At 52.7% G+C, this 13,414-nt stretch carries 13 protein-coding genes; 6 read left to right on the forward strand and 7 right to left on the reverse strand.

What is annotated here, in order from left to right:
* The first annotated feature begins 117 nt into the window (after positions 1-117).
* From CA13_RS07195 to CA13_RS07205, 4 genes are all read left to right on the forward strand, one after another.
* Positions 118-1,122 carry a hypothetical protein gene (locus tag CA13_RS07195; RefSeq protein WP_146395256.1) on the forward strand — a complete coding sequence of 335 codons (1,005 nt, stop codon included), beginning with the start codon at positions 118-120 and terminating at the stop codon, positions 1,120-1,122.
* Between the two features lie 547 nt (positions 1,123-1,669).
* Positions 1,670-2,542, forward strand: coding sequence for a PEP-CTERM sorting domain-containing protein (locus tag CA13_RS07200; protein ID WP_146395257.1), 873 nt, complete (start codon positions 1,670-1,672; stop codon positions 2,540-2,542).
* A gap of 152 nt (positions 2,543-2,694) precedes the next feature.
* The gene (locus tag CA13_RS34785) at positions 2,695-2,859 is read left to right on the forward strand and encodes a hypothetical protein (protein WP_419194035.1); all 165 of its coding nucleotides are present in this window, start codon (positions 2,695-2,697) and stop codon (positions 2,857-2,859) included.
* Positions 2,860-2,889: 30 nt separating this feature from the next.
* Positions 2,890-3,600: a beta-xylosidase family glycoside hydrolase gene (locus CA13_RS07205; RefSeq protein WP_146395258.1), complete on the forward strand. Its 711-nt coding sequence runs from the start codon at positions 2,890-2,892 to the stop codon at positions 3,598-3,600.
* Positions 3,601-3,757: 157 nt separating this feature from the next.
* Here CA13_RS07205 and CA13_RS07210 read toward each other — a convergent pair whose 3' ends face one another.
* Genes CA13_RS07210 through CA13_RS07220 form a run of 3 tightly spaced genes read right to left on the reverse strand, consistent with a single transcriptional unit; the run spans position 3,758 to position 5,605 of the window.
* Positions 3,758-3,991 carry a hypothetical protein gene (locus CA13_RS07210; RefSeq protein ID WP_146395259.1) on the reverse strand — a complete coding sequence of 78 codons (234 nt, stop codon included), beginning with the start codon at positions 3,989-3,991 and terminating at the stop codon, positions 3,758-3,760.
* On the reverse strand, positions 3,984-4,487 hold the full coding sequence (locus tag CA13_RS07215; RefSeq protein WP_146395260.1) for a hypothetical protein: 504 nt from the start codon (positions 4,485-4,487) through the stop codon (positions 3,984-3,986). The genes CA13_RS07210 and CA13_RS07215 overlap by 8 nt, the downstream gene beginning before the upstream one ends.
* 32 nt (positions 4,488-4,519) lie before the next feature.
* The gene (locus CA13_RS07220) at positions 4,520-5,605 is read right to left on the reverse strand and encodes a S1C family serine protease (RefSeq protein ID WP_146395261.1); all 1,086 of its coding nucleotides are present in this window, start codon (positions 5,603-5,605) and stop codon (positions 4,520-4,522) included.
* 505 nt (positions 5,606-6,110) lie between these two features.
* On the opposite strand from CA13_RS07220, the gene CA13_RS07225 reads away from it, so the two are divergent.
* Complete coding sequence (locus CA13_RS07225; protein ID WP_146395262.1) at positions 6,111-6,830, forward strand: hypothetical protein; 720 nt, start codon at positions 6,111-6,113, stop codon at positions 6,828-6,830.
* 27 nt (positions 6,831-6,857) lie between these two features.
* Here the strand turns inward: CA13_RS07225 and CA13_RS07230 are convergent, their stop codons facing one another.
* From CA13_RS07230 to CA13_RS07240, 3 genes are all read right to left on the reverse strand, one after another.
* Positions 6,858-8,285 carry a sulfatase gene (locus CA13_RS07230; protein ID WP_146395263.1) on the reverse strand — a complete coding sequence of 476 codons (1,428 nt, stop codon included), beginning with the start codon at positions 8,283-8,285 and terminating at the stop codon, positions 6,858-6,860.
* 209 nt (positions 8,286-8,494) lie between these two features.
* Entirely contained in the window at positions 8,495-9,604 is a 1,110-nt protein-coding gene (locus tag CA13_RS07235; RefSeq protein ID WP_146395264.1) for a dipeptide epimerase, read from the reverse strand.
* Positions 9,601-10,659, reverse strand: a complete 1,059-nt coding sequence (locus CA13_RS07240; protein WP_146395265.1) for an N-acetyltransferase DgcN family protein — start codon at positions 10,657-10,659, stop codon at positions 9,601-9,603. The genes CA13_RS07235 and CA13_RS07240 overlap by 4 nt, the downstream gene beginning before the upstream one ends.
* A 393-nt stretch (positions 10,660-11,052) precedes the next feature.
* Here CA13_RS07240 and CA13_RS07245 point away from each other — a divergent pair, with 393 nt between their 5' ends.
* Entirely contained in the window at positions 11,053-11,991 is a 939-nt protein-coding gene (locus CA13_RS07245) for a substrate-binding domain-containing protein (protein ID WP_146395266.1), read from the forward strand.
* Between the two features lie 12 nt (positions 11,992-12,003).
* On the opposite strand, the gene CA13_RS07250 is transcribed toward CA13_RS07245, so the two are convergent.
* Positions 12,004-13,413 carry a DUF1501 domain-containing protein gene (locus tag CA13_RS07250; RefSeq protein WP_146395267.1) on the reverse strand — a complete coding sequence of 470 codons (1,410 nt, stop codon included), beginning with the start codon at positions 13,411-13,413 and terminating at the stop codon, positions 12,004-12,006.
* Position 13,414: the final 1 nt, after the last annotated feature.

Here is a 13,414-nt window from a genome sequence, read left to right on the forward strand (position 1 = left end):
ACTTCGGGTAGCAATTCGCATAGACTCAAAGCCGATGAAGGGGACTCGGCCGAAAGCCATCACCGTCGCCCCTTCGAATAGTGCATATTCTCATACTTAGGAAAAATGGGCGTGATCATGGCATACAAAATCAAGGCATACCAAATAGTGACCGCATTCTTGTTATCCATTTTTGTCGCCTGCAATATGGGGCTTGCACAGGAACCATCCAATGCCAATCCCAAGACACTCCATGTGCTGTTCATTGGCAACAGCTACACGGCTAGGCATAACCTTGCCCAGGTCGTCAAAGCGATGTCGGAAGCGGCCAATGCGGAGCTCTCCTTCCTTCCGACGCAAGTCATTTATGGGGGCCAAACGCTCAAAGCCCATTGGCGATTGGGAACTCAACACATCATCAATCGCCACTGTGTCAATCGTGAACAGGTGGCAGCAACGATTGCGGAGTTGAAAACCGCATCCGAAGAAGACCCCACTTTCAAACATGCATCCGGTGGACTCACGCGAATGCGAAGCCTGCTTCAAGAAATTGAAAACGGAACGCTTGACCGCACGAAGTGGGATTTAGTGGTATTGCAATCGTACCGCGATGATCTGCAAGGAGCTCAGTCCTCGTATATGCGATTCGCCCCCAAGTTCGCTGAATTGGCAAAAGCACAAGACGCCCGCGTCTTGCTTTATGAAACAACGCCAAGCACTCAAAACCAGTTTCCGATTACCCAGCACCAAGAACCGAGTGCGGTCTTAGAAAAAGCAAGACAGATCGCAAAATTAGCCACTCAAATCGACGCCTCGGTCGCTCCGATGTCCTACGTCGCCCTTCAATGCCAAACGAGTAACCCCCAAGTCACACTTCGTTTTGAAAACGACCCCCACCTGAACCAGACAATGGCTTACTTGACGGCCTGTACAATCTACGCAGCCATCTACGATCGCAGTCCCGAGGGCGTCGCGATTGACTCCGTCACTGATATTCGTTTTCTCAACAATGATCGCGACAGCGGGAAAGATCGCGATGGTAAACCGATCAAGAAGGTGTTTTCCAAACAAGAACAAGCGTTCCTGCAAACGACAGCTTGGAGAGCACTTCAGGAATTCAAGAAGAAGTTCCAGCCTCAGTAAGATGCGTTGCATGACAGACGGTGCCTGTCATGCTTAGGCAAAAAAATGACCAGACGCTCGGGGTCGTTCATAGCACATGTGGACCGGCTGACCTCGACATTCCGCCCCCGCCAGTCGCCAGTTTGCGGCCAGCCAGCCCAGAAATGGCGCCAGCCAGCCCAGAAATGGCGCCAGTTAGCCCAGACATGGCGCTGCGGCGAATCCCAGGGCGTCTGTTCGGCTCCGATCCGCCTCCGCTGACCAAACACCTATGCATTCGCATAGAAATCGCCTGGTTTTGCATCCCCTTCGGAGCAAGAAGGCTGTTGCTGGACCAGAAATGAAGAGACACTCCCGCTCACACCCCATCCTCCACAATCCACACATTCCCCCTATTTGCGACAGTTTGGCCTTGCCAGTGTTAGGCACCCCACTAAACTGGGGGCAAGAAGTTGCACGCGTTTTTTGTCAACAATCAACATTGTTTCTTCTTCAAACCAATCCAGTTCACCCGGTATTTTGTGGTCCGATTATCTCGGATTAGAATCCCTTCCTCGAGAACTTCTTTATGAAATTTTTGATCCAATCACTTCTATGTTTCGGTACGATTCTGGCCCCACTCGCCACCGCAAACGCGGCGATCGTTGTCTCGGAAGATTTTAGTGGCTTGGCTGCCAATCAGTCACTCGGCGCCAGTCCTGACTGGAACGTTAAGTGGGATGGGGGCGACACTTCGCAGCAAAATCTGATCACCGGCGACGGGGCTGGAATCGCGACCCTCGATACCACGGTTGCCAAAATCAACTACCGAGCTGTCCACCAGACTGGCTTCTCCATTAGTGGAAGCGACACCGCAACCATCACTTCCAACTTTCAATACACTCACAGCGCTGGTGGCAACACAGCCAGTCCCAACGAGAATTTCTTTGGCATCCTGGTCTCGGACGCACCACAGTGGTGGTCTGGAGCCAACAAGAGCATTTCCGTGGCCAACCGAGGCGGTGCGATTGGAAATAGGCTTCCTGTCGCGCCCTGGATTCAAAACTGGCAAACTCATGGCAGCCTAGGCGTTAACACCGCCGACGGGGGTACCAGCGAGTGGCTGACCGCCGAGTTAGCCCTGTCGATCAACGGCGCCGGCAACTACGAAGGCACTCTGGCACTTACCCGTGTCTTGGATGGCTCGTCCGTTTGGACCACGGATCCCATCGACTTGGGCATCGCAGCGGGGACCCCCGTCTACGGTGGCTATACAACGGATTACAACCAACCCGGCTCCGCAACCGGAGACCCCAATTTGAGCATCAACGACGTCACCAGTATCAGCGCAATCACTGTCGACAACTTCGCGATTTCTGTCACCGCCGTTCCCGAGCCGAGCTCGCTGGCATTGCTTGGCCTCGGTGGAATGGGATTGCTGACCCGTCGTCGTCGCGTCTGATCTAGATCAAACGTGTAAGCAAATCTTTCGAAGGTGTGGCCCATCATGGCCGCACCTTTTTTTGTAGGTGGATTTTTGTAGGTGGATTTCCAGTCGGCGACGAAACCGCGTTGTGACGCAGTAGCTGCTGTTGCATCAACGGAAGCCAAGCATTGGCCCCTTTGTCCACGGATGACCGACTGAACGGGGTCGGTATCGCACCTATGACCTTTTGTTTATTTCATCTTGTCGCGTTCATTCGCGATGGGATGGTGGATCTCGATGCTTTGCTGAAGTTACCGATCCATGAACAGAATCGTTACAATACCGTTCGCTAGACTTCATTTTTCCCGTTGGTGAGTAGATAGATGACAAATCGTTTTTCGACAATCGCGTTACTAGGTGTCGTGATTGGATCGCTAGCGTCAATCGCATGGGGGCAGGAATCGGTGCAAAGCCCTAAGAAACTTGCTGTGGCCGCAGGTCAAGAGAAGATCATTGATCGATTTGCTGGTTCGCTTAACGAACGATGGCAATGGCTGCGAGAGAACAAAGCAGGATGGCGAATCAGTGAATCGGGCTTGGAGGTTTTGATCGAGCCCGGCAATATGTGGGGGGCTTCCAATGACGCAAAGAACATCTTAGTCCAACCGTTGCCCGATGGTTGGAAGGACGCAGTGGAGGTAAGTGTGGAACTCTCTCATCATCCAAAAAAACGATGGGAACAAGCCAACCTGGTTTGGTATTACAGTGACAGCGCGATGGTCAAGTTAGGCCTCGAAATTGAACATGGAATCACGAACATCGTGATGGGACGAGAGGAAGGCGACAAGACCCGCACCGTGGTGATCATTCCCTACGCAGATCCGGTCGTGCAGCTTCGCCTAACAGTAGTCGGCCAAGAAATTCGTGGTTACTTTCGTCCCCTAGGTACAACGGATTGGACCGAAGCCGGTGTGTCGACTCTCCCAGAGACATCATCTGCGCTGCCCCCACAAGTCAGCTTGCAGTTCTATCAAGGAGAAGCCGGCTCGAATCGGTGGGCGACCGTGAAATGGCTTGAGATAAAGAAACTTTAAGCCATGGGTTCACAGCATACCGGTGCTATTCTCTGAACGTGATAAGTGCCCCAAGGGTTGCAAACGTACCTGGCGCGACAACATCGCGATCAATCGTCTCCGCATCGATTTCCTTCATCGCTGCACCTGCATTCATCAGCTACGCCTGCATTCATCGCTACACAGCTGGCACTTTGGCCAAAGAACTTGGTAGCGATGTCGGCGTAAGGTGCAGCGGTTCCCGACACGCCAACACGCGTCTGTCTTTGAAGCACCTAGGGTAAGAGAATCGACTATCGGCCTGATCGCGGGCGTCGGCCTCAGAAGTCCAAGCAAGCACCACAGACAAGCTACTATCGTCGGCCTCACGATAGCCTCGGTCGCTGATGTCGACGTCGGCTGAATCATTCATCCTCGCTCTTTCCTGACCCTACAGGTTTGCCCACTACGTTTAGATTGAATCCGCCATGGTTCTCGCTGGCGTCCCAATAGTCGACAATAAAAGCATAGATGAAAACCTGCTCTGAATTTATCGACTCCGCATTGGGCGTCTGAAATCGCAACTGTTTGCCCGGAAAAAGGACTTCGACGCGTGTCGCGTGACCAACCTCGTGAGCCATGCAATACATAACGAATACACCGGGCACTCGATCGGCGTCTTTACCGGTTTGTGGTGAGAAGTAGGCGTTGCCTTCAGCAGTAACGCGATACTCATAGCCGCGTCTAAGTTGGAGCTTGGTCGCGTGCTTCGCTGGAGTCACTTTCTGTGTCATGAACAAACAGTTTGCACTAGCATCAACCCGCAAAGTCGCTTTGTGTTCGTTCTGAATCTCTACTGCAAATGGGGAATCGGTAAAAGTTCCGCAAACCAACACACACACGATCGTGATGGACAATGCTCGAAACATGAATGGCTTCCTTTGCAAATCTCTCGCGTATTTCATCGCCAATTTTGAACCATGACGACCGATGGACTAATCGTCTCGTACACAGCGTCCCACTCCGAGGCTTCGCCCGTCGTCGCAATCGCGGTCCCACCAAAGTCCGGCAGATTGTCTTTCAGGAACTGAATCATATCGGATCCGGGACGAGCCATCCCGTAGCTGTCCGTATCTTCGGTATCCTCGCTCTTGGCGGTTATGATCCCAACGACTTGCCCCTGCTTATTGCATAGTGGACCACCACTATTACCAGGATTTACCATACAATCGAGCAAATACATACCGTCGGTCGACGCGTCCGGTAGCGCGCTAATAACCCCGGTCGTAATCTTTAGTCGACGTCCTGTCGTCGCCCCCAGAGGAAAACCAAATGCGCCAATATTCGATCCTGGATTCAGTTTGGTGGACGCGATCTTCAATGGTGTCAGCGCGACGTCGTTGGGATTAACTCGCAACAACGCAAGATCGCTTTCCTTATCCGTGGCGACGACACTCGCGTTGATACTTGGACGGCCAGCAAACAGAACCTCTCGCTCGCTGCCACCGTCGATCACATGATAATTCGACAACAGGTAGCCTCTTGAATCAACCACAAAAGCCGTTCCAGATCCAACGAGCAGCCGCGACGAGGATCGTCCTATGAGGCTAAGTTCGTATCCACCATGGTTTTTGTGCTCGGCGGATTCGTCGACGAAAAAGGCAGAAAGAAACACGTCGGCATCCGAGCAACTGCCAACCTCAGGCGTTTGAAATTCCAGCTCTTCGCCAGGCCTTAGCACGCTATAGCGAGTTGCATATCCGTCTTCCTCCTGATTGGAACTGTAGAACAGGACGACGCCGAGCATGGGATTGGCTTCACCGGGTGACGAGTAAGCGGCCCCTTTCGCCAAAACCTGATATCTGTAACCCAACTTCAGCTGTAGTTTGACTGCCTTTTGACTCAACGGCTGTTCAACCGGCATGACGACACAATGGCGTTCAGCGTCGACATAACAAGTCGCCTCATTGCCTAGGGCGGACACGCCAAACAGCGAGTAATGAATTGCGACTATGCACACCAGAGAGACAATCTTCAGAGATCTCATGACATGCCCGTAGCGTTGAAGTTCGAATTGTTTCGGCGATCGAACGCCGACTTTTTCCGATCGTCATTGTAACTATCTGGATTCGCAATTCAACTCGCACCCCACCTGGCTTCGCCTTCAGCAAGTGCCTTCACGATCTGTTCAGGCTTTCGATCAATTCAGGCTTACGATCTGTTTAGGCTTTCGTCGTTTTCGCGACTTCGTCATTTCAAGCGTCTCCTCGGCCATTTTCGGCCGGTACACTCTCATAGCTGATGGATCAGGTTTTGGGGAAAACGCCGCCACGACCTTACAATGTCTCGTTGAATACCAGGCCGCGTTGAATACAAAGGTTTGGGAGACATTATGCTAAAGGATGGTTTCGCAATTTCGGTTTCGCAGACGAAGCACTTATTTGGAGGCATAGTTCCCAATGCATTTGTCATTGAAAATTTAGACATTCTGCTGAAATTGGCGCACTACGCTGGCAAATGCGGGCTCAACCTATGTGGGCCAAGGATGAATTATGACATTCTCAAAACTGCGTTCACGAACTTCAATTTACCCGGCTTTCATCGGGGTTAGCTTGTTGTTGGGGTTGATCATTCCGGGGTTCTACGAATGGACTGGCTCGGATCAAAGCCGGCCATCGCCCTTGATCGGCCAGTTCGCGTTGGGGATGATAATCGGCGGCGTGGCCATTTGCCTAACGCTGCCATTATTGCCCATTAAGTCTGATGCACCGGAGGCAGAGAACAGACGCCCGTTACGGTTTCACGTTCGCACCCTGCTCGCTCTGACAGCGGCCACCGCTATCTGCATTGCGGCGCTGCTTAAATTCCCAATGATTGCTGCCAGCGTGTTGTGCGGAGGTGCGTTTATTCACTTCGCCTGGTTTTTTGCACGAAACCCACAACATCGATGGCCCGCATCCACACTCTTAGCGTGCATGTCTCTACCGTTTGTTTGGATCATCAGCTACGACGAACTTGACAATATCTTACAAGCGCTTTTGTTTATGGCTGCGGGGTTTCCGATGCTGCTTCCCTCGGCACTCATCGTCGGTTGGTTCGGCCATAACTTTCACGAGTCGATGTGGTTGTCGATCCTATTGACTGGGGCAGAGCTAGCCATCGGCACATGGCTTATTGGGCTGGGGCCGAAACGTACGATCGCTTATCTCATCGTTGTGACTGTGGTGTCCGTTTTCAGCTCGTTCTGCTTCCACGCGTTGGTATTAGCGTAACTTCTTCGACGACCCAATTCATCATACTCATCGCTTCATCGCCTTCTGCAACCCGTTCGATTCTCCGTACAACGGCGAATCGGAGCCGCGACTACCCGGAACCATCGGGGCGTCGTTGCCAGGTAACCATTTCCGATGCTCCGAAATGAGCTCCTCACATACCGCGTCTTTGGCAAGATTTTGGTGTTCGTGAAAATCATTTCGATGGTCATAGAATTCTTCTGACCCGTCGCGGTAGTGGATGTAGTGGTAGTGGCGAGAATGGATTGAATGATTGCCCGGTCCAAACGTGCAGATCGCAGGATGCTGCCACGGGGAATCAACGTCCTCGAGTAGAGGACGGAGGCTTTGCCCATCGAGACCTACTTTTTCAGGCAGCCCACATAGATCAAGTAGCGTCGGAAAAACGTCAATCAATCCTACCGGAGCTCCGCATCGGTCTCCACTTGTAATTCCCGGACCGGCGATAAGCAGCGGCACTCGAGTCGTACGTTCCCAAAGACTTCGTTTGGCCCACTTTTTCTTTTCACCGAGGTGAAAACCATGATCACTGAACAGCACCACGATCGTGTTTTTCCCCAACCCTGCCGCTTCGACCGAATCAAGCACCATGCCGACGAGATGATCCACGAAAGAGATCGCTGCAAGATACGCGCGAACCGCGTGCACATCCTCACCGCTTTGGGCCATCCATTCGTACCGTGGTGCGGTCGGGTTGAGACTCAAATCGATCGCAATTGGCGGAACATCATCCAGGTCATTTTCCAGCACAGTCGGCATCACGAGATTATCGATGGGATAAAGATCGAACCACTTCTTCGTTGCGTAGATCGGCACGTGCGGAAGGTGGAATCCGATCGCCAGGAAAAAGGGTTCTTCGGTCATCCCTAACGGGGGAATTCTATCGACCGCCCAGGCCGCAGTGTGGTAATCACGCTGATCTTCATCAGCAATCTCGACCTGCCCCCAATCCCAACTCGGATGCGATCCCGGTTGGCGGTAACGCAGCTTTTCCTTTTGTCGCCGAACACCACTAGAGCGTTCGACATGATCGAACGAAGCTTCATCCGCAACGCCATGAAACACCTTGCCCATCGTTTCGGCTCGGTAACCATGTCGGCGGAAACACTGGAACAACGTCTCAGCATCCTTGGTCACTTGGACATCGCGAAATCCGGGAGCCAAAAAGTAGTGACCGGTGGTCGAAGGCAACTTGCCGAGCAACATGCTGGTCCGAGATGGATTGCATATTGGTGCTTGGCAATGAGCATTCGTGAAGTTCACGCTCCGCTGTGCCAGCCGATCGATATTGGGCGTCTGGATTTGCGGATGCCCGTCGAGACATCCCACCCAGTCATTCAAATCGTCGATGGCAACAAATACCACATTGGGACGCTCAGCGGCTTGAGCATACGGAACGCTGAGGACGAGACAAAGAAAAAAAACGCGACTCATATGCTACCCGGGCCTTTTCCAATTCTAAATCCATTGGTTCATTCAACACGTCGCAAATGCAGGCACGCGTTTCCGCGCCGACAGGACCAATGTACCAACTCAACAGAGCGACTTGTTCTTTCCCCTAAGTCGAATTTGACGAATAGTGGTGTTATCCAACTACTTCGTAGGCTCAAAGATGATTTTGCGATTGCGCCGAACGATTGACTCTATGACCTGCCACCGTCCCTTAAATTGTTTCGGTCAACAATGTTCGTGGTAGTCGTGTCCGCCTCTGCAATACAGAAGGAAGCGGCGCGGATTCGATCAAGAACGGCCCCACAACCTGGATACGACGAGAGTCGAACGAGTCCCTTGTCAACGACAACTCCTGTTGCCGGATCGTCACGAAGCAAGAGGGCTCCATCGAAATCAGCATAGTCGAGTAACGGCAATAATTGAGCAGCCGCGCTGATGCCGACTGAACTTTCAACCATGCAGCCGACCATCGTTTTCATGCCCAATCGGCGTGCTTGACGGAGCATTGCCAGTGCGGGTGTCAGTCCGCCACATTTACATACTTTCACGTTAATGCCGTGAAAAAGTCCAACGCATCGAACAACGTCTTCGCTCACTTGGCAATCCTCGTCGGCGACGATCGGCAACGCGGATTCATTAAAAACACGCAATTTGTCATCTCGGCAAGCTCCAATCGGCAGCGGCTGTTCGATGAACTCGACGCCCAAATCGGCCAAGACTTTCGAATTGTCAATCGTTTCCTGTGCCGTCCATCCACAATTGGCGTCGACCCGAAACACAGCATCAGTATGCTTTCGCAATTGGCGAACGATCTGAACATCGTTGTCCGTGCCGAGTTTGATTTTGTAGATGCTCCAACCCGATTGCTCGGCAAGCTTAGCGATCATCTTATCAATCGCATCAATTCCAATCGTGTAGCTCGACTGCACGGTATCTTTCCACCGAAAACCCCAATCCTTCCACGTCGGAACACCAAGCCGCTTGCCCCTCAAGTCGTGCAGAGCGATGTCGATTGCCGATAGCGCGAACCTATCGAAACCAACGGCAACTTTCAAGACATTCCAAAGGTCTTCTGGGGACCGCTCAAGACACTTTCCCAGCAAATGTTGTGTCTTTTCCAGCGATGCAGATATTGAGCCGAGTGTATGGCCATAGAATCGGTTTTCAGTCACTTCGCCAAAACCAGAGATTCCCTCATGTTCAAGTTCCACAATCAATGATCGCTGTACGGAAATGGACTCACGAGCAATCGTGAACTCATGAGCGAGCGGAAGATCCAATTGATAGAGCGTCATCTTCATTGCGAAACGACCTGTTCACGAAGCGCAATGCACGCGGCCACCAGCCTTTCGCTTCCTGTTCGATACACGTCGCATGCGGGTAAGTTAAACTCCGATTCGACGCGTGCCAATTCAGCCTTCGCTTGTTCATCGCCAAGCCTTCGCGTATTCACAGCGATGCCAATGAATTTGCACCGATGCCGCAAATTCGCCATCGTTTCGTATGCATCGATCTGAGCTTTCATTTCTGGAATGTCGATGTTGTCGAGTCCCTTCACCTGTGTCCGGCCCGCCTCGTAACAAAACACCAAACCATCGGGGGCAACGCCGTGCAACAAACCGAGAGTGACTGCCGAGAAGGACGGATGCGAGATGCTGCCTTGCCCTTCGATCAACAAAAAGTCGTGCTGCTGGTTCTCCGCAACGAGTTCCTCGGCGGCGCCGCTGACAAAATCGGCAACCACGCAGTCCACCGGAACACCTTCGCCGGAGATCATGATCCCCGTCTGACCAGAAGCAAGAAACTTGGCATCCTGTCCGGCTGCCACTAGGCCACGCTGCAATTCAAGCGTCGTAACCATCTTGCCAATGCTGCAGTCGTGTCCCACCGAATGGATCCGCACGCCCCCTTGTCGAAAGGGACGACCCATAGCGGTTGACTTATGTCGATTGCGACGAACATCCACTAGCTTAGCGCCCGCTTGGTTTGCGGTATGCAAATACTCGGCGTCTTCGCACAAAAAATCATGCAACCCTGAGACAACATCCATTTTGCGACGGAGTGCATCAACAATCAAAGGCCTCCACTCCTCCGGCAATTTCCCACCCGGTGGCGCAATGCCCAAGTAAACGGCGTCGGCCTCGGCAACATCATCCAACGAACTCACCACGGGAATATCACCGCCGGTTCCAAACAGTTCCTGCGCCGTCGAACCAGCACCAGCTCTGTCAATCACCGCAGCAATATCATCGGTACGATAACGCAGCAGACTGATGGCCGTCTTTGCGAGAAAAGGCGTGGAATAGCCATCGGTGAGGATCGCTATTTTTTGATGCTGGAGCGATAACGTGCTCAAGGAAATGTTCCATCCCTAGCTAGTAATTCCATGCGTCTTTGTGGAAGCAGCCGATTGACCGGCATGCACGAAAAGGACTGCAAAAGAGCATTATTCTAGACCGACCGCGTGTTGACCGCGTGCGCACCTGCGCAGAAGACCTGCTATATTGCGCATAAACTAAACCTGAGTTCTTATCAAGGCAAATTACCATTGCACCGTGGACGCCGCCGAGTGGCCATTCTAATCGAGACCGACGACAGCTGGGGGCGACGAATTGTTGCGTCGATCGCGACATACGCAAGACGCGCCGGTTGGCAGTTATTGATTTGTCCGCGCGACCAACAACATCGCCTCCGCCTACCAAGACGATGGACTGGCGATGGAGCACTGGTGTCGCTTCGTGATCGTTCCATGACTAACCATCTTCGACGAGCTTCGATTCCCGCCGTGGACGTGTCGATCATGATGCCCAAAGTCACGTGGCTTGGTCGTGTTGCGACGGACGACAACGCACGTGCACAGATGGCGTTGGACCACCTTCGGGAACGTGGTTTGAAACATTTTGCATGTTACGCGCCGGCAATCGGCCGATACTCGTTTGACCGTGCGTTGGCGTTTCAGCAGGTGGTGGAAAAGTCGGGGTTTCGCTGCCACCTATTTGCCGAAGCGGACGGAAAAAGCGGTTGGGAAATGGACAACGACTCCGTTGCACACTGGCTTGAGCGTTTGCCGCGGCCGGTCGCAATCTTTGCCGCGGATCCCTATCCAGCTCGACATATTGCCGAGTTGTGCCAATGGAATGAAATCAATGTTCCCGACGAGGTCGCCATTCTCGCTGGCGACGATGACGAACTGCTTTGCAAGGTTTCATCGCCCGAACTGTCTAGCATCCAATTGGCGTGCGAAACCATCGGGGAACAAGCCGCGGAGCTATTGGATCGCCTGATGCAAGGCGGCAAGGTTCCTAAACAACCACAGCTGGTTTCGCCGCTGTATGTTCGGCAACGTCATTCCACCGATGTCCATTCGACAAACGCTCCTGAGTTGCAAGAGATGCTGCAATTCATCAAGGAAAACTCACACCAAAACCTCTGCGTCGCCGATATTTTGTCACGGTTTTCAGTGTCGCGTCGGTGGCTTGAGCAGCGATTCCGACTGAGACTCGGTCGTTCTCCCGCGGATCACATTCGGCGAGTTCGAATGGATGCAGTCCAGCGAGTGCTATTTGAGTCCGACCTGTCCATCACTCAGCTTGCATACCAGATGGAATTCACGAGCAGTACAAGCTTAACCCAACAGTTCACACGACACTTTGGGTGCTCACCAACTGCGATGCGTCAACGAGGTTGATGATCAGGTTCCTTAGGCGATTAGATCGTCGATCACCTTGCCACCGAATTGGCTAAGCTGCTTGAAACGTCCAGCATGGTAGTACGTCAATTTATTGTCATCGAGACCAAGCAGACGCAGTAGCGTAACGTGAAAATCACGAACGTGATGGACTTCTTCGACGGCTTTCATTCCGAGTTCATCCGTGGCGCCAATCGTGTGGCCGGCGTTACAGCCACCGCCCGATAACCAAATCGTCATCGCATTCGGATTGTGGTCTCGACCATAAGTCGTACCTCCACCGCGAATACCGTTGTCCGGCGTCCGTCCAAACTCACCACACCAAACGATCAAAGTGCTGTCCAACAAACCACGTTGTTTCAGGTCCGTAATCAATGCGGCGATCGGTTGGTCCACGCCTCGGACGAGATTACCGTGGGCGCGCTCGATATAATCGTGGCTGTCCCACGTTCCGTTGTAGAGCTGGACGAACCGGACTCCCTTTTCGACCATTTTGCGTGCCAGCAAACACTTACGGCCGAAGCCGTCCGTTGCATCGTTACCGATACCGTACATCGACAATGTTTTCTGGTCCTCGCTGGAAATATCAATTGCATCGGGCACTTCGGTCTGCATTCGAAAGGCCAATTCGTAGCTTTCTAGACGGGCCGCTAAATCATCATGTTCGGGATGCTGTTGAGCGTGACGCCGGTTCATCTCAGCCAACAAATCGAGGTTCATGCGTTGACGAATGGGTGTCACCCCAGTCGGAGGTTTTAAGTCGAGAATCGGCGAGCCCTTTGGTCGCAGCGGCGTGCCTTGGTAAAAGGCCGGCAAGTATCCGTTGCTCCAGTTTGCCGCGCCACCTTGTGGATACGAAACGTCGGGTAGCACGAGGAATCCCGGCAAGTCTTGGTTCATCGTGCCAAGTCCGTAAGTCACCCATGCCCCGATGCCCGGATCACCTCCAAACCGATTGCCACAATTCATCTGATACATCGCTGTGGGATGATTGACACTATCGACTTGGCAACCACGAAAAAAACAAAGCTCATCCGCCACTTTCGCCAAGTGTACCCAGTTGTCGGCGATATCCGCGCCGCTTTGACCATGCTTGCGAAACGTGAACGGACTTTGCACATAGTACCGCTTGCCGCTTTCCATTGCGGATTTCTGTTTGCCTTCACGAACAAACTCCTTGAGATGCAAGTCCTTCAATGATGGTTTAGGGTCGAAGGTGTCGATGTGGGAAGGCCCACCTGCCATCATCAAAAAGATGCAATTCTTCGCTTTGGCAGCCAGATGGCCATCGCGTGCGGCAAGTGGCTTCTCTTTTGCATTGGCCCTATTTTCCTCGGCGAGAAGTGAGGAAAAGGCAATGCTGCCAAGCGACGTGCCGAGGCGAAACAGACTATCGCGGCGACTGATATTAGGAATTTCCATC

Source organism: Novipirellula herctigrandis, from assembly GCA_007859835.1.
Lineage (GTDB): Bacteria > Planctomycetota > Planctomycetia > Pirellulales > Pirellulaceae > Novipirellula_A > Novipirellula_A herctigrandis.

Bases quoted from the DNA above. Each gene is read 5' to 3' on its own strand.
- CA13_RS07195 (WP_146395256.1), top strand. From the start codon at position 118: ATGGCATACAAAATCAAGGCATACCAAATAGTGACCGCATTCTTGTTA.
- CA13_RS07250 (WP_146395267.1), bottom strand. From the start codon at position 13,413: ATGGAAATTCCTAATATCAGTCGCCGCGATAGTCTGTTTCGCCTCGGC.
- CA13_RS07235 (WP_146395264.1), bottom strand. From the start codon at position 9,604: ATGAAGATGACGCTCTATCAATTGGATCTTCCGCTCGCTCATGAGTTC.
- CA13_RS07245 (WP_146395266.1), top strand. From the start codon at position 11,053: ATGACTAACCATCTTCGACGAGCTTCGATTCCCGCCGTGGACGTGTCG.
- CA13_RS07205 (WP_146395258.1), top strand. From the start codon at position 2,890: ATGACAAATCGTTTTTCGACAATCGCGTTACTAGGTGTCGTGATTGGA.
- CA13_RS07220 (WP_146395261.1), bottom strand. From the start codon at position 5,605: ATGAGATCTCTGAAGATTGTCTCTCTGGTGTGCATAGTCGCAATTCAT.
- CA13_RS07210 (WP_146395259.1), bottom strand. From the start codon at position 3,991: ATGAATGATTCAGCCGACGTCGACATCAGCGACCGAGGCTATCGTGAG.
- CA13_RS07200 (WP_146395257.1), top strand. From the start codon at position 1,670: ATGAAATTTTTGATCCAATCACTTCTATGTTTCGGTACGATTCTGGCC.
- CA13_RS07215 (WP_146395260.1), bottom strand. From the start codon at position 4,487: ATGTTTCGAGCATTGTCCATCACGATCGTGTGTGTGTTGGTTTGCGGA.
- CA13_RS07230 (WP_146395263.1), bottom strand. From the start codon at position 8,285: ATGAGTCGCGTTTTTTTTCTTTGTCTCGTCCTCAGCGTTCCGTATGCT.
- CA13_RS07225 (WP_146395262.1), top strand. From the start codon at position 6,111: ATGACATTCTCAAAACTGCGTTCACGAACTTCAATTTACCCGGCTTTC.